This is a genomic window from Psychrobacter sp. DAB_AL62B (genome assembly GCF_028895345.1).
Taxonomy (GTDB): Bacteria; Pseudomonadota; Gammaproteobacteria; order Pseudomonadales; family Moraxellaceae; genus Psychrobacter.
Genome location: NZ_SAXC01000001.1, coordinates 572,465 through 592,543 on the forward strand (window position 1 = coordinate 572,465; position 20,079 = coordinate 592,543).

General features: G+C 41.1%; 15 protein-coding genes. 11 read left to right on the plus strand and 4 right to left on the minus strand.

What is annotated here, in order from left to right; genetic code table 11:
- Nucleotides 1–261 precede the first annotated feature (261 nt).
- The gene (locus EPB74_RS02265) at nt 262–978 is read left to right on the plus strand and encodes an SIMPL domain-containing protein (protein ID WP_089554656.1); all 717 of its coding nucleotides are present in this window, start codon (nt 262–264) and stop codon (nt 976–978) included.
- A gap of 155 nt (nt 979–1,133) precedes the next feature.
- Here the strand turns inward: EPB74_RS02265 and EPB74_RS02270 are convergent, their stop codons facing one another.
- From EPB74_RS02270 to glnA, 3 genes are all read right to left on the minus strand, one after another.
- Nucleotides 1,134–1,892: a DUF4124 domain-containing protein gene (locus tag EPB74_RS02270; protein WP_274902532.1), complete on the minus strand. Its 759-nt coding sequence runs from the start codon at nt 1,890–1,892 to the stop codon at nt 1,134–1,136.
- A 153-nt stretch (nt 1,893–2,045) separates the two neighbouring features.
- Complete coding sequence (locus EPB74_RS02275; RefSeq protein ID WP_274902533.1) at nt 2,046–2,672, minus strand: LysE family translocator; 627 nt, start codon at nt 2,670–2,672, stop codon at nt 2,046–2,048.
- A 185-nt stretch (nt 2,673–2,857) separates the two neighbouring features.
- Entirely contained in the window at nt 2,858–4,267 is a 1,410-nt protein-coding gene (glnA, locus tag EPB74_RS02280) for a type I glutamate--ammonia ligase (RefSeq protein WP_274902535.1), read from the minus strand.
- 827 nt (nt 4,268–5,094) lie between these two features.
- Between glnA and EPB74_RS02285 the strand changes: the two genes are divergently transcribed.
- The 5 genes from EPB74_RS02285 to EPB74_RS02305 all read left to right on the plus strand — a co-directional run bounded on the left by EPB74_RS02285 (nt 5,095) and on the right by EPB74_RS02305 (nt 9,712).
- Nucleotides 5,095–5,718 carry an anthranilate synthase component II gene (locus EPB74_RS02285; protein WP_274902536.1) on the plus strand — a complete coding sequence of 208 codons (624 nt, stop codon included), beginning with the start codon at nt 5,095–5,097 and terminating at the stop codon, nt 5,716–5,718.
- A gap of 126 nt (nt 5,719–5,844) precedes the next feature.
- Nucleotides 5,845–6,981, plus strand: coding sequence for an anthranilate phosphoribosyltransferase (gene trpD, locus EPB74_RS02290; RefSeq protein ID WP_274902537.1), 1,137 nt, complete (start codon nt 5,845–5,847; stop codon nt 6,979–6,981).
- A gap of 94 nt (nt 6,982–7,075) precedes the next feature.
- Nucleotides 7,076–7,963, plus strand: a complete 888-nt coding sequence (gene trpC, locus EPB74_RS02295) for an indole-3-glycerol phosphate synthase TrpC (protein WP_274902538.1) — start codon at nt 7,076–7,078, stop codon at nt 7,961–7,963.
- Nucleotides 7,964–8,104: 141 nt separating this feature from the next.
- Entirely contained in the window at nt 8,105–8,836 is a 732-nt protein-coding gene (locus EPB74_RS02300; RefSeq protein WP_274902539.1) for a Smr/MutS family protein, read from the plus strand.
- A 258-nt stretch (nt 8,837–9,094) separates the two neighbouring features.
- Nucleotides 9,095–9,712, plus strand: coding sequence for a DNA-3-methyladenine glycosylase family protein (locus EPB74_RS02305; protein ID WP_274902670.1), 618 nt, complete (start codon nt 9,095–9,097; stop codon nt 9,710–9,712).
- 4 nt (nt 9,713–9,716) lie between these two features.
- Here the strand turns inward: EPB74_RS02305 and EPB74_RS02310 are convergent, their stop codons facing one another.
- On the minus strand, nt 9,717–11,684 hold the full coding sequence (locus EPB74_RS02310) for a mechanosensitive ion channel family protein (RefSeq protein WP_274902540.1): 1,968 nt from the start codon (nt 11,682–11,684) through the stop codon (nt 9,717–9,719).
- Between the two features lie 411 nt (nt 11,685–12,095).
- Between EPB74_RS02310 and EPB74_RS02315 the strand changes: the two genes are divergently transcribed.
- From EPB74_RS02315 to EPB74_RS02335, 5 genes are all read left to right on the plus strand, one after another.
- A complete protein-coding gene (locus EPB74_RS02315; protein ID WP_274902541.1) occupies nt 12,096–14,006 on the plus strand; it encodes a TonB-dependent receptor plug domain-containing protein in 1,911 nt (636 codons plus the stop codon).
- 363 nt (nt 14,007–14,369) lie between these two features.
- The gene (gene ahcY, locus EPB74_RS02320) at nt 14,370–15,794 is read left to right on the plus strand and encodes an adenosylhomocysteinase (protein ID WP_274902542.1); all 1,425 of its coding nucleotides are present in this window, start codon (nt 14,370–14,372) and stop codon (nt 15,792–15,794) included.
- 13 nt (nt 15,795–15,807) lie between these two features.
- Nucleotides 15,808–16,656 (plus strand): methylenetetrahydrofolate reductase [NAD(P)H], encoded by an 849-nt coding sequence (gene metF, locus EPB74_RS02325; RefSeq protein WP_274902543.1) that lies wholly within the window; start codon nt 15,808–15,810, stop codon nt 16,654–16,656.
- A gap of 402 nt (nt 16,657–17,058) precedes the next feature.
- The gene (locus tag EPB74_RS02330; RefSeq protein ID WP_274902544.1) at nt 17,059–17,955 is read left to right on the plus strand and encodes a 16S rRNA (uracil(1498)-N(3))-methyltransferase; all 897 of its coding nucleotides are present in this window, start codon (nt 17,059–17,061) and stop codon (nt 17,953–17,955) included.
- A gap of 93 nt (nt 17,956–18,048) precedes the next feature.
- Nucleotides 18,049–19,773 carry a putative bifunctional diguanylate cyclase/phosphodiesterase gene (locus tag EPB74_RS02335; protein ID WP_274902546.1) on the plus strand — a complete coding sequence of 575 codons (1,725 nt, stop codon included), beginning with the start codon at nt 18,049–18,051 and terminating at the stop codon, nt 19,771–19,773.
- Nucleotides 19,774–20,079 lie beyond the last annotated feature (306 nt).

The window sequence follows — 20,079 nt, forward strand, 5'->3', positions numbered from 1 at the left end:
ATGATAAAGAACCTCGTAATCTAGCTAGCAATCTAGCCAGCAACCTACTCCGTAACACACAGCCCGTAACCGTAAGTGACAAAATTCTCACAGCAACTCATCTGAATTTTGCTATTTTAGCTAATGAAGCTAAAAGCACTAAACGTCTTCTAATAAATAAAATGCGCGTCTATAAGCTCTAGTACCATCGCTTTTAATACAGAAAATAATTTTTAGTTGAACATAATCAATATTAATATCAATTTTATTTCGGAGATTACCATGAAAACCACTCTAATCAATAAAGCCGCTCTCGCCACTGGCACTGCTTGTCTACTAACCGTCATGATGGGCAGTGCTCATGCAGAACCAACGGGCTATGACCAGCTTACTTTCCAAGCAGAAGTCAAAGAAGAGATTCAAAACGATGAGGTCACTGCCAGCTTATACAAAAAAGCACAGGCAACCGATGCCAAAGCATTGGCAACCACACTAAACACATCAATTAACAATGCCTTAAAAATCGCCAAGCGCTACCCGACTGTCACCGTTAGTACGGGACAACAGCGTACCTATCCACGCTATGATAAAAATAACAAAATCATCGGTTGGACAGGACAGGCAAATATAGATTTAAAAAGTACCGACTTTACCGCGACTAGCCAGCTGATTGCAGACTTGCAAGAGACATTAGTGATGGAGAACCTCAGCTTCGGGGTTTCAGATATCAAAAAGAATGCGTTAGAGCAAAAACTAATGACTGATGCTTCACGCGCCTTTCAGCAACAAGCTAAAAATATGACTCGGGCATGGGATGCGCGCAGCTATCGTGTCGTCAACGTTAACCTAAACACTGGCAGCAACTATCCACGTCCTATGTATAACGCGATGAGCATGAAAGCTGAATCGGCCGATGCGTCAGTACCAAGCCAAAACTTTGAATCTGGTAATAGTACGATTTCAGTGACTGCTAATGGCACGATTGAGTTAACCAAATAAGTTAAAAAGATAGATATCATTAATATCATTAATAGTTTCTAAAAATAAGGACAGTCACTGAATCCAGTGACTGTCCTTATTTTATATAGATAGCTTTAACCTGATGATTTAAATCTATCTGATATCAGTCAATATTTAGCATTATTTACTGCGAGTTATTTTATCACTGGCTGCTCAAGAGTCATGGGTTTATCAGCGATTGGTTTGGTAAACGATTGCATATTGGGTTGTTTGCCATCTTGACGCAGTTTTAATAGCACTTTTTGATGCCAAGGTAGACGCTGATAAGCCAAAAGCTGCTGGGCAATTTTCTTATTGTTTTGCAATGTCTGCGTATTTTGAATCACATAAACAGTACGTGAGATTTGTTTTAGCGTCTGCCCTTTCGCGTTTTTAATCACAGCATTGATAACATGAGAACCTGGCAGAATATCAACAGTTGAAATCGATGTACTCAAACCTTGAGCGACTTCATTACCATCAAGCGTAATACTCACACTATCGCCTGCTTGCAATGCAGGTTTTAGCTGTAGATTGACGATGATACTTTGTGCAGGGCGACGATACGCACGCTCTTCGCTAGGCTCAATCATGGTTAACTGATAATTTACACGCGGCGCTTTAGTAGCGACTGTCGTCGGTGGTGCTGTACTGGTCGTTTGATTCGCTGCTGTAGACACATTACTAGAGCTACTCTTGGAATCAGTAGTAATATGGGTTTCAGTAATCTGCTTACCGGCTGTCTGCTCGTAGTTCTGCGGACGATCGGTAAAAGTGACTTGACCCGTCTTTTCATCGACGACTTTATAAATAGCGGCAGCATTTACCATCGGCGCATAAAGACTGGCTGTGCAAATTAGCAAGCCAGTTAATAAGCGGCGGTTATTCTTTTTATATTCAAATACTGAGTACATAGTCAGTTGGCCTAATCATCGAATTTTTATAAGTATCATAACTGATATTGCATAATGTTTTTATGGGCCATCTGGTAGCGCCTGTGAAAATAGATTAACTATTAAAATCTAATAGAAAAAAATATCTAAGTAATGTCTATTCTACCCTATATCTTAGAAAAACAATCTCTTACTGGTCTCATAAAAAACATAAATCGTAATCAATAATAAGATAATACCAGATAACTTACTGATAATATTTGCTGCTCGGTTATTACTGACTTTTGAAAAGATAAAAGCATAAATAGATAAAATACTATAATCTAAAACAATCCATACCAAAGTAAGCGTTATCATAGATACATAAGTATCAGAGGTAACGGCTAAAAATATAGGGAAAAAAGCAATAAAAAACAAAATATCTTTAGGATTAGAGATACCAATTAAAAAACCATCTTTGAAATGATTTTTGCTCACACGCTTACTGTTTTGTTGTAGCGTTTGCTGAAGGTCTATCTTATCTCTAATGATACTGATAGAGAAGTAAAAAAGGTATAGCGTACCAAAAAATGTCAACCACAACATTGCAGTTTCACTAACGGCAAACACTCCTTGGATGATAATAAACGAGAGCGCTATCAAAATCAGTGAGGCAATATTAGTTCCAGCAATTGTAGCCAGTCCTGCACGAAAGCCACTTTTGACACTGGCGCTAATCACCAGTATAGTTACTGGGCCTGGCGTTCCTAAAAATAATACAATAGCCAATAAATATGCTGTCAATAAAGAATAATTCACCACGGACTTTTCACCTTATTTCTTATTATTAACGACTTTATCACCGCTAAAATATTTACCGTCATTATGATTTATATAAAAGACGCATAATCTACATGATTAGACTTATATTTCATAGACATTAAAAAAACCAGCTAAGAGTAACTTAACTGGTTTTTTTATCAATAATCTAGCGTTTTAACCACAAATTAGCAGCTATAGTACAAGTCAAACTCAACGGGATGTACCGTGATATTGACGCGCTGTACTTCTTCTTGTTTAAGCGCTATATAGGCTTCCAACATCTCTTTGGTGAACACATCACCTTTTAATAAGAACTCGTGATCTTCTTTTAGTGCTTGTAGTGCCACTTCTAAGTTCTCAGCAACTGTTGGGATGAGCGCTTCTTCTTCTGGTGGTAAGTCATATAAGTTTTTATCAGCGGCTTCACCTGGATGCATTTTGTTTTGAATACCGTCAAGACCTGCCATCAATAGAGCAGCAAAGGCTAAATATGGGTTGGCTGCTGGATCAGGGAATCGCGCTTCAACACGTACCGCTTTTGGGCTACTGACGTGTGGAATACGGATAGATGCTGAGCGGTTAGATGCAGAGTACGCAAGCTTAATTGGCGCTTCATAATGCGGAACTAAACGTTTATAGCTGTTAGTCGATGGGTTGGTAATCGCATTTAACGCACGAGCATGCTTAATGATACCACCGATGAAATATAACGCAGACTCAGACAGACCCGCATATTCATCGCCTGAGAAAGTGTTGACGCCGTCTTTTGAGATAGAGATATGCACGTGCATACCTGAACCATTATCACCAACGACTGGCTTTGGCATAAAGGTGGCTGTTTTACCGAATTGATGCGCGACATTATGTACCGCATACTTTAGCTGTTGCACTTCATCAGCCTTCCGTACTAAGGTATTGAATGCCACACCAATTTCTAACTGACAAGGGGCAACTTCATGATGATGTACTTCGATGCAACCTTCACCAATCATATCTTCGATACGCTCACACATCACGGTACGCATATCTTGTGAGCTATCAACGGGAGGCACTGGTACGTAAGCACCCTTGACACGTGGACGATGACCCATGTTGCCCCATTCGTAGTCTTTATTAGTTGACCATGCTGCTTCTTCAGCGACAATCTCATGGCTCACACCAGACATGTCAATCGACCATTTTACTTCGTCAAATACGAAGAATTCAGGCTCAGGACCGAAATAAGCTGTATCACCGATACCCGTTGATTTTAAATACTCTTCGGCACGGCGCGCGATAGAGCGTGGATCGCGGTCATAGCCTTGTAAGGTTGACGGCTCAATGATGTCACAAGTTACGACAACGGTAACTGCATCGAAGAATGGGTCGATAAATGCGGTCTCAGGATCAGGACGCAAAATCATATCTGAGGCTTCAATACCCTTCCAGCCAGCAATAGATGAGCCGTCAAACATTTTGCCATCTTCCATCGATTCTTCGTCAACGCTATGAGCTGGGAAGCTCATATGATGCTCTTTACCGCGAGTATCGGTGAAACGAAAGTCCACCCATTTGGCATTAGATGATTTGATAAGGTCTAGTAGTTTATTTGACATAGATAGTTTCCCTTGTGGTTATCATGGTACTGAGATTAAAGGTTAATATTTAAAGCGGTTATAGATAGAAAATGTAAAACCTGTTTCTAAAAAACAGTATTGTTAAATCCAATAATATTTTGAGCTTTATACTTGTTATTAGCGCTATGAACCAGTGTTTTTCTTGATGAGTAGCGGCGAATATTTATTGGCCAAATAAATGCAGCTGCTATTTTAACAACATCTGACTCATAATGCTGAACTCTTCAAATGCTTATTAGTAAAAATCCTCTGCCGCTGAGCAACATAATATATTGCTATACAATAAAACTGCAACTGCTATGCCAATCTATCGAGATACCGAGACCACCTACCATTAAACATTATATTTATTATCAATAAATATAATAACTTATAGAAAATATAGTAATATTTTAGATTAATATAGTCATATTATGGTTGTGCCTATCGATAACTATCAAGCATTTAACATTCTAATAAACGCACTATAAAAGTGCGACATAAATGCTTTTACTGACTACCTGTGCACCCTTATAGCGCATTAATTTGGTGTGTTTAGAAAATACATTTTCGTTTAACCCGTTTGATTATGCACTGCTACCTCTAATTAATAATTAAAAATACTTTTTATTTATCGCTCGTCAGCATACAGATGCGCTACATTTGATAGACTGCAAAATAGTGGTAAGATAACGACGTCTAAAAGAGCATTTGCTGTAATAAAAGTCAGTTAACCTGATAAATTAAGATAAGTGAAAAGCAACAGAGATAAGCCAAGCACTGCACAGTACTTAAAAGCAAAACCAAATCAATGAGTTGAAGCCATAATGATTCTGATGATCGATAATTACGACAGCTTTACGTACAATATTGTACAGTACTTCGGCGAATTGCAGCAGGACATCACCGTTTGGCGTAACGATCAGATCAGTATCAAAGAGATCAAAGCCCTTGCACCTGATATCATTGTCATCGGTCCTGGACCCTGCGATCCTGACCATGCAGGTATCTCACTAGAGGTCATCGAGACCTTTAAAGGCATCATCCCAATATTAGGTATTTGCTTGGGTCATCAGGCTATCGGACAGGCGTTCGGAGGAAAGGTCGTCAAAGCTGGCGAAGTTATGCATGGACGTTTATCTGCGGTCTATCATAATGGTACAGGTGCTTTTACCAACTTACCTAACCCTGCACAATTCACCCGCTATCACTCGCTGGTGGTGGATAAGTCAAGCTTACCCGATTGCTTTGAAGTCACCGCTTGGACACAGCATGACGATGGTAGTATTGAAGAAATTATGGGCATTCGCCATCACAAATTTGCTATTGAAGGCGTTCAGTTCCATCCTGAGTCTATTTTAAGCGAAGCGGGCTATCAGTTGCTCAATAACTTTTTGCAAGCGCATGACTTAGCAGTAGTAAACGCAGATGAGTTGCCACAAGTAGGCTAGCTATGTACCAATAATCTTTTTATCAGCAAGCGGTCTATAACCAATGATATAGCAAGAGCTGCTACGTTTAGTTTAACCAATTTATTTAAACCAAAAATATAAAAGATAATAATAAGTGAGAATATTATGACCACTGCTATTATGCAGGATGTTTCTTCTACTCTGAATCAGAATCCCGAAGATATCAGTCATCTGTCTGATGAGAGTATTCATCAGCTACTGACTCGCGCCTTAGGTAGAATTTTTCAGCATATTGATTTGACTTTTGATGAGATGTATCAAGTGATGCTCATCATTATGCAAGGTAGATGCAGCGATGCCATGATGGGCGCTATTTTGACCGGTCTGCGTATGAAAGGTGAGTCAATCGATGAGATTACTGCCTCGGCTAGTGCGATGCGTGCTCTAGCAGCCAATATCGCACCGAAAAACTGTCATTATTTGGTCGATATCGTTGGTACAGGCGGTGATGGTGCCAATTTATTTAACGTGTCTACAGCGGCGGCTTTGGTTGCAGCTGCAGCAGGTGCGCAAGTGGCCAAGCATGGTAACCGCGGCGTTTCTAGCAAGTCTGGTAGCTCAGATTTACTTGAGCAGGCTGGTATCAGCTTGTCTTTGACACCTGAGCAAGCACAAGAGTGTATCGAAAATCAAGGTATTGGCTTTTTGTTTGCGCCCAATCATCATAGTGCGATGCGTTACGCCAATCCAGTGCGCCGCGAGCTAAAAGCGCGGACGATTTTTAATATTTTAGGCCCGCTCACCAACCCTGCTGGCACGCCCAACTTGGTCATTGGCGTCTTTACCGCGCAACTGTGTGAGCCCTTAGCGAAAGTCATGAAAAACCTAGGCGCACGCCATGTGATGGTCGTCGGCGCAAAAGATGGTTTAGATGAAATCAGTCTTGCAACATCGACCACAGTGGCTGAGCTAAAAGATGGAGAAATATCCGTCTATGAGATGATGCCAGAAGATGCCGGTGTTGAATCACAAACCTTAATCGGCTTGGATGTCGATTCTCCAGAGCAAAGCCTAGAGCTGATTCGTGCCGCTTTATCAGGGTCAGATACCAATGATCGCGCCGTGCTCAAAGCGCGTGATATGATTGCGTTAAATGCAGGCGCGGCGATATATACTGCAGGGCTTGCCAGCAACTATTCAAATGGTGTAAGCCGAGCACAGAAAGTTATCCAAAATGGTGATGCGTTAATTAAGCTTGAAGCGTTGGCTAATTATACGCAGCAACTAGCAGCGGCAAATTAACGACTATTATTTTTTATGATGATAATTTAAATGTATCAGTACACAGTTCACGCTATGATTGTTTATTTATATTTAACCATATTTGGATACCGCCATGATTACTAATACGACCTCCCGCTCAGATATTCCTTCGGTGTTACAGCGTATCGTCGCCACCAAACACGACGAGGTTGCCACTGCTCGTAATGAGTTATCGCTTGAGGAATTAAAATCACAAGTTGCTGCTAATAGACAGCCTCGTCGCGGTTTTGCCAATGCTTTACGAGCCGCTGATATTGGCATCATTGCCGAAATAAAAAAAGCCTCGCCATCTAAAGGTGTTATTAATCACAATTTTGCGCCGGCCGAATTTGCTAAGCAATATGAACAAGCAGGTGCTAGCTGTCTGTCAGTGTTGACCGATCGCGATTATTTCCAAGGTGACGATAGCTACTTAACTCAAGCACGCCAATCTTGTGAGCTGCCGATATTACGTAAAGACTTTATGGTCGATGTCTATCAGATTTATCAGTCTTATTTGCTAGGTGCCGATTGTATATTACTGATTATGGCGTGCCTTGATGATACGCAAGTAAAAGAATTACATGCGCTGAGTATTGAGCTTGGTATGGACGTATTGATAGAGATACATACAGCAGGCGAGCTTGAACGTGCTTTACAATTGCCACGTTCAGAGCACAATATCTATGGTATCAATAATCGCGATTTGAATACCTTTACGGTAGACTTACAAACCACGCTTGATTTAAAGAATACACTATTACGAGAGCTAGCTAGTAATGATGCTCTGGCTGCTAATCCAAATGATAACTTACAGCGACCACTTATCGTCACCGAAAGTGGCATCCATAGTGCAGACGATATTCGCTTAATGCTGAGCCATAATATTCAGCACTTTTTAATTGGTGAGCAGTTCATGAAGACTGATCATCCCGGACGAGCATTACAATCCTTACTTGCGAGCGTCGCAACACAGGCGTAAAGTAAGTTAAAACAGCTTAAAGTCAAATAGCTTAGGTGGTTTAAACAAAGCCAGCATGATACTGATCACTCTATTAATTGGCTTTATTACTTGGTCAATCATTAGTACATTCACTCACTAACCAACGATACATTAATTATTATGTCAAACTCTCTGTTTTCAAAAGAAATGCAAGACCAACTTAAAGAACTTAAAGGTCAACTAAGCAAAGGTCGTGATACCACCTCACCTGATGGCGACAATGGAAAACCAACTGAGCCTGTCTCCTTGCTCACGCAAAAACAAGTCAAAAAAACTGTTAAACAGTTAGACTCTGAGCATATCGATGATGATAAAGTATTGTTTATGCAAGCGATGCATGGCGTGAATCAGCTCGATGATAAAAACGTGCGCTCACCGGCCAATGCAGCAAAAGCCAAAAAACCTGACGCAGCGACGCTATCAAAGCGTGCAGCAGCTCAAGGTAGTGAAGGTGCAGACTTAGGTGCTGGCTTATCGGACATGCAAGCGCTCCTTAATCCTGTCGCTGGTGAAGCCTACTTATCTTATAAGAATCCAACGCTACAAACCAAAGTATTTACCCAATTAAAACAGGGTAAATTACGTTGGTATGATGCGGTTGATATTCATGGCTGTACGATTGAAGAAGCGCGAGTTGCAATGACTCAACTGCTCAGCCAAGCTAAGCAAAATAACGAAACTATGGTAAAAATTGTCCATGGTAAAGGTAGTGAAGCGATTCTCAAAACCTGCGTCAATGGTTGGTTACGTCAATTGCCAGAAGTATTGGCATTTTGCTCAGCCCCACCAAAAGACGGTGGCAATGGCGCAGTATTGGTATTATTAAAAAAATCTAAAACAGATAGCGAATAGGCTTTTCGGTTTAGGAACAAAAAAGGACTGCGCTAATGCAGTCCTTTTTTTATAGTGATACTGAATTTATACTCTAGTAATTCAAAATAAAATACGTACGATTGCCATAACATTCTGCTGGTATGAATTTTATGGTTAATCGACTATAAATAGCTTCATTCATGTTGAATAGCTTTAACCATATAGGATAAGTCTGTCATGAGCTTACAAATCATTGAGACTATCGAAAGCGCTGAAAACATCGACGCCGTTGAAATAATGGAAACGACTGAACAGCTAAAACTTCACATCAACGCACTGATCGCTATTGAGCCAAGATTTGCTCCTATCTACGAGCAAGTGGGCGTACCAGACTTACGACGTAATACCGGTGGTTTTGAGCAGCTACTAAGAGCGATGGTGGGTCAACAACTCTCCGTAGCGGCGGCTTCAAGCATTTGGAAAAAACTGCTTGACGCTAACCTCACCTCACCGCAAACGATTATTCAGGTAGAAGACGATATATTGCGAGCACAAGGTCTATCTAAACAAAAAATTCGTTATGCGCGCTCATTGGTTGAGCATGATATCGATTTTGAAGCATTAACCACAATGAGTGATAACGAGGTGCTTAAAACACTCACTGCCGTCGTTGGCATTGGCCGTTGGACTGCCGAGATGTATTTATTATTCTCTTTAGGACGATCTGATGTACTCGCTGTCGATGATTTAGCGATTAAAGTCGCTGCGATGCATTTATTAGGCTTAGCAGAACGCCCAACACCAAAGCAATTAGAGACAGCAACTAAAGAGTGGTCGCCACATCGCAGTGCTGCTAGTTTACTCCTATGGTCACATTATGGCTGGCTGAATAATAGAAAAGCTCTGCCAGTATAATAGGCTATTTCACTACATGGTTTTTGACTTTAGGAAATCGAAAGCTCTTTTTTACCTGTTTGAACTTTAATCTCGCTAAAGCATAACTACGATTCTTATTAATATGCTTGTATCTATTATCCACCATGTGCTTTTTTAAGGTATCTTTGGGCTTTTCTATTATCTGCTCATTATCAATAGTATCCACATCTTTGCTTAAGTTAACCGCTTGCGGCTTATCAGCAGCAGCATTTTTTTGATCAACTTTCTTGTCAGCTGCCTCACTTTCGCCTTCATTTTCTAATTGAGCCAGAAGTTCTGGTTGCTTGACAATAAGCTGCTGTGTTGGCAAAGCATGCTCTACATCATATTTTCTAACTTGCATTAACAGATCAACGAATAACACGTTTTGCTTGTCGTAGAATTCAATAATACCGCTAGCATTGACGTAGGCTTGTAATTGAATAATATAGCAATCTTGACGTAACTCTAAAATATTGACTTGATTCCATTCTTGGTTGGTCAACTCGTGCTCATCCAAAAACTTATCCAAGTGCTTAACCATTTGGAAAACAACGTCGATATCAGCCGTACGTTTGATATATAGCTGATGTAAAAAGCGGAACATATCACGCGAGGTAAAGTTTTCAATTTGCATCGATGAAAAATCACCGTTAGGTACGGTGACGATAGTACGGGTCAAGGTACGCACGCGCGATGAACGAATACCAATATCGATGACAGTACCCTCATAAGTACCAAATTTACAATAGTCGCCGATGCGTACGGGCGAATCGGCCACCACCACGACACTGCCTACTAAGTTTTCGATGGTCTTTTGCGCACCTAATGCTAACGCTAAACCACCTACCCCTAATGCGGCAATACCAGTCGTTAAATCAAAGCCCAAATTGCCGAAGGTGACGATGACTGCAAATATCAACAGCAGCGCTTTGACGATTTTGCGTAGCAGTCCCAAAATTGAGACCCGTTCAGTATAGTTTTTCTTATAGCTTAAATTCACTGCACGGGTAAATAAGGCGTCGATAATGCGTAATAACAACCACGTTATCGCTACCCACGAAGCAATCTCAGCGAAGCGGTTGACCGGCTCGCGCAAGGTCACTGACACGCCAGCGTAAACCATCACCTCAGATAAAATCAGTGCCATAATCACCACAGCCAACGGCAATATGACTCTATCTGGCAATGGCAGTGGTACCCCACGGACACGAGGATAAGTGAGTTTTAACAAATGATACAGTAGCCATACGGCAATATAAGTGAATAAAAAACTGCTGATAGTCATCGCCAAAGCGGCTACCAAGTCAGCCAACTGATAGCCGAATAGCTTTTTACCTTCTAAAGAATCAATGGTATAGCGAGAGACTAAAGTGGGTTCAGAATTTTCTATGACTTCTGGTATTGAGCTGAGCGTATCAGTAGAAAACTGCCAGTATTGTTCCCCCTGCTTAGAAACCACTCTTTCAAGTACCAGCGGTACACTTTTATCACTGACGTTGATGACACCCACATTTTCTTGGCTTGGCGGTAGCTGATCGGTTAAATTGCCTTCAGGCGTATTATTAATTTGCAAATCAGGCTGAAAACGGCCACCCGCATCAAGCGCTTGTTTAAACTGCCGCACGATTGTAGTCGGATTATCAGACTTAGATAAATTTAAATAATTACTCGCCAGCAGATAATCGTTTTCTCCCAGCGCATTGAGAAACCCTTGTACAGTATGACGCGGCGTATCACGTCCAAATGAATCCGGTATCGATGTATCAGCTCCTTCTTCCGTTTTTGTGCCACCCACACCCAGTATGCTCGCTTCAGCGGCCAGCGCACTATGTGGCGTGATGACACTTAATATCATGACGATAAGAAATGCGATCACCATTAGCGGTGTCTTAGTTAATAATATTAATGAAGATGGAGATTGCGAGGAACTAGTACTCAGATTACGCTTAATAGACAAAACAAACCTCATGGCTTTATGAATGGCATAACGAAAAACAGATAAAATCTGCCACTATAATAGCAATTATTTATGACAGCAATGCTTTTGATTGCGTGTTTTTATGGCGAAACGTGTTATGCCTACGACGCTTTCACTTTTTATAAACGACATAGCAATTTTGATGATAAAAATCATCATCACTCGTCAACAACATTATCTAATAACCTTGTAAAAGTCGCTGATAGCAGTTAAACCAATAAAGACCAGTTAACCTTGAGAGATATTCACCTTATGATGAATAAAAATTAGGTTAAAGTGGTTTATAAGTCGAGCACTTTTATAGATAATGGCGACGTGTAGTTTATTTATTACTTTTTGTAATTTTGCACTTCTTGGCTCTCTCTTCTGTAACTTCTTTATTTGACCAATTTGGAATTAAATATGGCTTTATCACGTACATCTTCGACTACCTATCTTCGGTTATGTATTTTAAGCACGCTTAGCGTATTTGCCATGAATGCAACAGCTGCCACTAGTGAACTAAATGTCGTCAGCGCCATGAATGATAGCGAGCTACCAGAAGTTGAGCTTGATAAAATCGTCGTAACAGCGACGCGTACGCCCACTAAGACGAGCAACGTTATCGCCCAAACTCGTGTAATCGATAACGAAGAATTGCAACGTTATCAAGGCCAAAGTGCCCTTGATGTATTAAAGCGTCAACCAGGTTTTAGTCATTACAGCAATGGCGGTGTTGGCAAGGTTTCAAACTTCTATATGCGCGGTTATGACAATAAGCAAATATTGGTGCTTATCGATGGCATACGTTATAGCTCTGTAAGTGATGGAGGCGCTTCGCTGCAACTACTTCCTGCTGATCAAATTGACCGTATCGAAATATTGTATGGCGCCTCAGGTTCCAGTATTTACGGTGCCGATGCGATGGGCGGTGTCATTCAAGTCTTTACTAAAGGTTCAAATGTTAAAAAAACCAATCTTTCAGTGACTGCTGGCGTCGGCTCTCATAATCAATATCTGTACGGTGCTAGTGCTCAGTTTACCAATGACAATGGCACGGCATTGAGCCTTTCAGCCAGTCACAATGAAACAGACGGCTTCAATGCCGCCCTACCTTCAAATATCTATAACTACAATAGTGATGACGATGGTTTTGAGAGCGACAACTTTAGCGCTGCTTTAACCCAACGTATCAATGAGCAGTGGTCAGCTGGAGCAAGTGCGCTATATAGCAAATCAACCACTGAGTACGACAGTACCGATTTGGCTAATGTCTATTCTAATCAAGAAAATGGCGCTGCCCAAGTTTTTATTGACTGGCGTTATCTCACAGACTCTTCAGTTAAATTACAATACGGTCATTCTATCGATAAAATTGATGACCATAGTGCCTATAGTAGCCGCTACGACACTAAGCAAGATCAAATAAGCTTGGTTGGACAACATACTTTGCCTGTCGGTAAAGGTGTCTATGGCGTGGAATATTTAAACCAAAGTATCGATACAACGGCTTATGAAATCGATGACCGTGACGTTACCAGTGCATTTTTGGGCTATGTAATGACCAATAACCAATTCGATGCACAAGCTAACTTACGCTTTGATGACAACTCTCAGTATGGTGACCAAACCACTTATAATTTAGGTGGTGCTTATCACATCAACCCCAATCTTCGTCTTGGTGTAAGCTACGCAAAAGGGTTTCGCGCTCCTTCATTTAACGACCTTTACTACCCCGGCTCAGGGAACACTGATTTAAAGCCCGAAAACAGCGACAACTATGAAGCTTTTATTGAATATGATAACAACCTTCAGTCGACGCGTTTGACTGGCTATCACAATAAAGTCGATGATTTAATCAGTTATGTCGCAAAACCAACGGCCAATAACCCTTGGGCAGGTGGCAGTGAAAACGTCGATAAGGCAAAAATTGAAGGCATTACCTTAACATCAGATTGGATAGTCGATAACTATCTGTTCGGTGGTAGCTATGATTATCAGCAGGCTAAAAACGATACTGGCGGCAGCAATGACGGAAAATTCCTAAAAATTCGTCCTGAACATAAAGGCTTGATCTATGCTGGCTATCGTCTACCAAGCTTAGATATTCGTGCTGAATATGAATATGTAGGCGATTATTATAATGATAACGGTGAAACCCAACCTATCGATAATTATGGGCTGTTGAATATCAGTGGTAATTACCAACTGACAGATGACCTCACTATGACTGCTCGTTTAAATAATATCACCAATGAGAAATACATTACGGTGCCAGACTATAATACTGACGGTATTAACTTCTTTACCTCATTAACCTATAACTGGTTCTAATTTCAGTTAAATCGAACAAAGCTCAAATTAACAATCAAGGTCATCCATCGATGGCCTTTTTTTATAGCTGTCAATCCTACAAGCTGGCTTTATGTGCCATATGTATCATGAACGCTTACTATTTTCCACAGCCAATAGGTGACAAATTAACTGTCATCAATTACAATAACGACCTCCGAGAGGTGTTGCACCATATGAATTGATTGTTATGTTTGCGCTTCATAAGCAAAATAAGCTGATATATTCGTCATGTTAGGCTCGGTAAACTGTTTGATACTGGTTATTTCAGTCTTTGACAGCATAACAACGGCACCTGCGTTATTATTCTTTTTATCATAAATTAACCACTGATAGGAGCATATTATGGACGCAGTGTCTAACACCCCATCTGCCCATACGATCAACCCCGCTTTCACTGACTATAAAGTCGCTGACATCAGCTTAGCTGATTACGGCCGCCGTGAAATCACCCTTGCTGAAGCTGAAATGCCTGCCCTAATGGGTTTGCGTCGTCGCTACGAAGCGGATCAGCCGCTTAAAGGCGCGAAAATCGCTGGTTGTATCCACATGACCATCCAGACTGCCGTCCTTATCGAAACGCTAATTGCGCTAGGTGCTGAAGTACGTTGGACCTCATGTAACATCTTCTCAACCCAAGACCACGCTGCTGCTGCGATTGCTGCTGCTGGTATCTCTGTTTATGCTTGGAAAGGCGAAACCGAAGAAGAATACGAATGGTGCTTACGTCAACAAATCCACGTTGGCGGTGAAGCATCAGGTCAGCTTTGGGATGCCAATTTAATCTTGGATGACGGCGGTGATTTGACTGCTTTGATTCATAATGATTATGCAGAGCTACTTGATAATATCCATGGTATCTCAGAAGAAACGACCACTGGTGTCCATCGCTTGGTTGAGATGCTAAATAAAGGTACGCTAAAAGTACCAGCGATCAACGTCAACGATGCAGTTACCAAGTCTAAAAACGACAACAAATACGGCTGCCGTCATAGCTTAAATGACGCTATCAAACGTGCTACTGACATGTTCCTTGCTGGTCGCCGCGCTTTAGTTATCGGTTATGGTGATGTTGGTAAAGGCTCTACGCAAAGCTTACGTCAAGAAGGCATGATTGTCCGTGTTTCAGAAGTTGATCCTATCTGCGCTATGCAGGCTTGTATGGACGGTTTTGAAGTATTATCACCGTATATCAATGGCGATAACACTGGCGGCGCAGAAAACATCAATACTCGCTTGCTCGAAGATACGGATATGATTGTCACGACTACTGGCAACTACCATGTTTGTGATAAACATATGCTTGCGGCGCTTAAACCTGGTGCGGTCGTTTGTAACATCGGTCACTTTGATACCGAAATCGACACTCAGTTTATGCGTGATAACTGGCGCTGGGTTGAGATTAAGCCACAAGTCCATCAAATCTTCCGCTCAGACGATGAAAACGACTATTTGATTTTGCTTGCTGAAGGTCGCTTAGTAAACCTAGGTAATGCGACTGGTCACCCATCACGTGTGATGGACGGCTCATTTGCTAACCAAGTATTAGCACAGATGTATCTGTTTGAAGAAAAATTCGCAGAGCTACCAGCTGATACACGTACCGAAAACTTGTACGTCAAAGTATTGCCGAAGAAACTTGACGAAGAAGTGGCTGCTGCGATGGTTGCTGGTTTTAACGGTACCTTGACCAAGCTGACTGAAAAACAAGCTGAGTATTTGGGTGTACCTGTAGAAGGTCCATTTAAGCCTGACGCTTATAAATATTAAAAGGAGCCAGACTGTGACTAAGCCTGCTTTCTCCTTTGAGTTTTTCCCAGCTAAAACCGAGCAAGGACACGAAAAGCTCCTCAGTACTTATGATGAGTTAAATAAGCTATCACCTGCTTATTTTTCGGTAACTTATGGGGCTGGTGGCTCAACGCGTAGCCGCACCTTGGATATTGTCCAAGCCTTGTGCGCACGTGGTGACACTGATATTGCGCCGCACATGTCTTGTATCGGTGATGATAAAGCGGAAATCGCTGAATTGCTTGAGCATTATAAAAGCTTAGGTATCAAGCGCCTTGTTGCGCTTCGTGGTGACTTGCCGTCAGGTCAAGTTGGTATGGGCGAGCTGCCGTTTGCGGTAGACTTGGTGAAGTTTATCCGTGAACATTCAGGCGATCATTTTCATATCGAAGTGGCCGCCTATCCTGAGATGCATCCCCAAGCGCGTAGCTTTGACTCTGATATCGATAACTTGGTTAATAAGTACCAAGCTGGCGCCAATACGTCGATTACGCAGTTTTTCTATAACGCCGATAGCTATCTGTATTTGCGTGATACGTTAGAGAAGCGCGGTATCGATACCATCGCGCAGCCATTGGTTGCCGGTATTATGCCGATTACCAACTCTAGCAATCTGGTTCGCTTTGCTGATAGCTGTGGCGCTGATATTCCGCGTTACGTGCGTAAGCAGTTGGCAGATTTTGGTGATGATAGCAAGGCCATTCGCGAATTTGGCTTTGAGGTCGTCTATCGCTTATGTGAGCGCTTAATCGCTGAGGGCGTGCCCGCCATGCATTTTTATAGCATGAATAAGGTTGAGCCAAATAAACGTTTGGTTGAAGCATTGGGACTTTCTGCGTAAACAATTGCTCAATTCATCATTTAATGACTGGCGTTCTTAGGAGCGCCAGTTTTTTGTTGTATAGCCGATTCACTATAAAAAAACAGTGCTACTGGGATAAATTTTGCGCTTCCTCTGTCTGCGCAGGCACAGCAAGCAAGGAAAATTTATATCAGTAGCGCGTTATAATATTTGTACTTTTTTATTTAGGACTGACTATAGCTTACGCCTTTTATTAAGACAGCCATTTGTTATAACCTTAAAAATGATAGTAATCAATGTTGTACCATACGTATTAAAAAATGAGTATTAGAAGATAAGCACTAGAACAGTTGTAATCCCGAATATACCTTTACCCTCTCAAACGATATTCTGCTAAGATATTTAAAAGTATCAGTATTTACATTATAGGACTAAGCGACCGTGCGACGTTTTTTTTATGCTACCAGCAATGACATCAGTAATGGAACAGATACCAGTTACCCTCAGCTTAGCACCTTGCCTATTGGAGGCAGTGCTGAATTAACAGAGAGCATCGTCCATCATTGGTGCCGTGTATTGCGAGCAAACATTGGTGACCAAGGGGTTTTATTTGATGGTTTTGGTGGTGAATACCACGTACAACTACAAACTATCAGTAAAAAGCACGCTACTGTGACTTTACTTGCTCATACAAACGATGATCGCAGTACACCGATGCTTACTAAAATAGGTCTCGTGATGAGCCGTGGCGAGCGTATGGATTATGCGATTCAAAAATCGACTGAACTTGGTGTGACTGCCATTCAATTGTTAAGCAGTCATCATGGTGAGGTTAATCTAAAACCTGCACAAGTAGAAAAAAAGCTAGCCCATTGGCAGCAAGTCGCTATTGCCGCCTGTGAGCAATGTGGTCTTAATCGCCCGCCCCTTATCCTTGCCCCCATTTCTATCAATGATTGGCTCAAATCCGCAACGATTGCATCGACTATAACGCCTTTAAATGACGTCATGTCAGTCAGCTCTATCGTCGCTATGCTCAGTCAAGACTCCTATTATCAATTATTACAACAGCCAGCAGATTTACGCTTACAACTGAGCGTACCAGCGGCAGGACAGCCCGCTATGCCTGAGTCACTATCGACTGCATTACAGAAAAAAAACCCTTATATTGAATTATTAATTGGTCCTGAAGGCGGATTAAGTGATGACGAATGTCTGCAAGCACAAAACGTCGGCTTTGAGCCTTGGCAAATTGGGGTAAGAGTGTTACGCACTGAAACTGCGCCTGTGGTGGCGCTGGCAACGTTGCATGCACTTTTGCCTCTTATTGCTCCTTAACAACAGCGTAAAACGCTTATACTTAAACAAGTTTTTAATTAGCCAGCCACAAGCTCTTTTTATCGATTTTAAAATCATTTTATGAGTCCAGTTATGACCGCTTTTACCCCTATACCACTGGAAGACAAACATCAATTATTGGTCGAATTATGCGAGCAATTTGAAGATGCCATATTCATCTTAGATAAAAATTTACGTTATTTGTCGGTTAATGCCACCTATGAGCTGATGCTTGGTTATACGGAAGCTTTTTTGCTTGGACGTCCACTTGGTGTATACGCTGCTGACTTTTTATCAGAAGAAGAACAAGCGGTATTAAAAAATTTGACCAACAGCTTAGATAGCACAGGGTTTTATGAAAGCGATTTTTCAATGGCAAATCGCTACGGACAAACCCTTGATTGTCATATTACCTACCGAAGAATTTACCTGGATGACACAGCATACTACATCGGTAAAATTCGAAATATGTCCATTGTTGTTAAAAACAAGAAGAAGCTGGTACATCTGCTTAATTATGATCAACTTACTGGATTGCCAAACCGCAAGGTATTTTTAAGTCAGACAAGTGAGTTACTGTTAGACAGCTATCAAGAAGTTATCATTGTCCGCTTAAACATTGACAGTTATCGTAATCTTGCTATTTTACTAGGACCTGATTGCATCAATACCTTAGTAGAAAACTTTGTTCTGCGAATTAAAGCGCTGGAGCTTGATCATTTACGCTGTTTTTCTCATTTTGGTGGTGATGACTTTGCTTTACTATTTGAATGTAAAGATGCCAATATGGTACGCCATCAGTTAGACAGCTTAATGCAAATGTGTGAGCGTCCTTTCTTTTTAAATAACAATGCTACAAAAGGATCAGAGGTTTATTGCCATATCTCTGTTGGGGTCAGCTATTTTCCTAAAAACGATAATGAATTTATAGGATTATTGACCAAAGCGGAGAAAGCCTTAAATTATGTCAAGCAGCACGGTGGCGATGATGTTTGTTGGTATCAAAAATCTATTAATGAGTTTAACGCGCACCATATACAGCTAGAATCTGAGCTTAGAACGGCCACCAGCGAAGGTCAGTTCATACCCTACTTTCAACCTAAATTTGCATTGGATACGGGCGAGATTACAGGTTTTGAAGCATTGGTACGCTGGCAACATCCCACTCGCGGATTACTACAACCCATTGATTTTATTGATGCAGTTATCGCTCATAAACTATCGCTTGAGCTATTTTCTCAAATGGCGATACAAATCGCTGAGCAGTTGTCAGTTTGGCAAACACTTGGCTTCAATCAACATATCTGTATCAATGCGGATGCAGCTGAATTCAGTCATCCTGATTTTTTCGATTTGGTCAGCAATTTACTTGTACAGTATAAGATTGCCGCGCATCAATTACATATTGAAGTGACAGAATCCTCTTTAATAAAACGCCATTCCAATGTGAAGAAACAGCTTAATTTGCTTAAAGAGTTGGGAATTTGTCTTGCGTTAGATGACTTTGGTACTGGCTACGCCTCCTTAAGCTATCTACAAGAATATCCCTTTGATTTTATTAAGATTGATAAGAGTTTTATCTCTAAAATTACAGGCGATCGAACCCAACACGCTATTGTAAAAGCTATTTTGCAATTAGCACAGGCACTGGATATGCAGGTCATCGCAGAAGGCATCGAAAATGAGCAACAACGTGATTTACTGTTAACCATGGGTTGCCAATATGGTCAAGGTTATTGGTTTGGTAAACCTATGCCTGCTGAAGTTGCGACCGATATGTTAATGCAACAACATTTGTCTAAAAATAAAGATTGTTAGAGGGACGATATAGAAGTGGATAGATTGAGTTTTCCTACAGGTATTATTAAGTTTTTTGGCGTTTAAGCTATATTGTACATAGGATGCAAGACAGGTTGATGACTTATCAGTATTGTCACTAAACTTGTATATTTGCCAGTGAACGCCTATCTTTTACCAAGAATTTACGAACACAGTGATAATTCTTTTTACTCTTCTCAATGTTATCTCATATGACCGGCATTATTGCTTGTTGATAATGTCGACAAACCCGATGCCAAACACTAGCAACTAAGACTTGACTATATAGTCCTACTATCGCTTAGT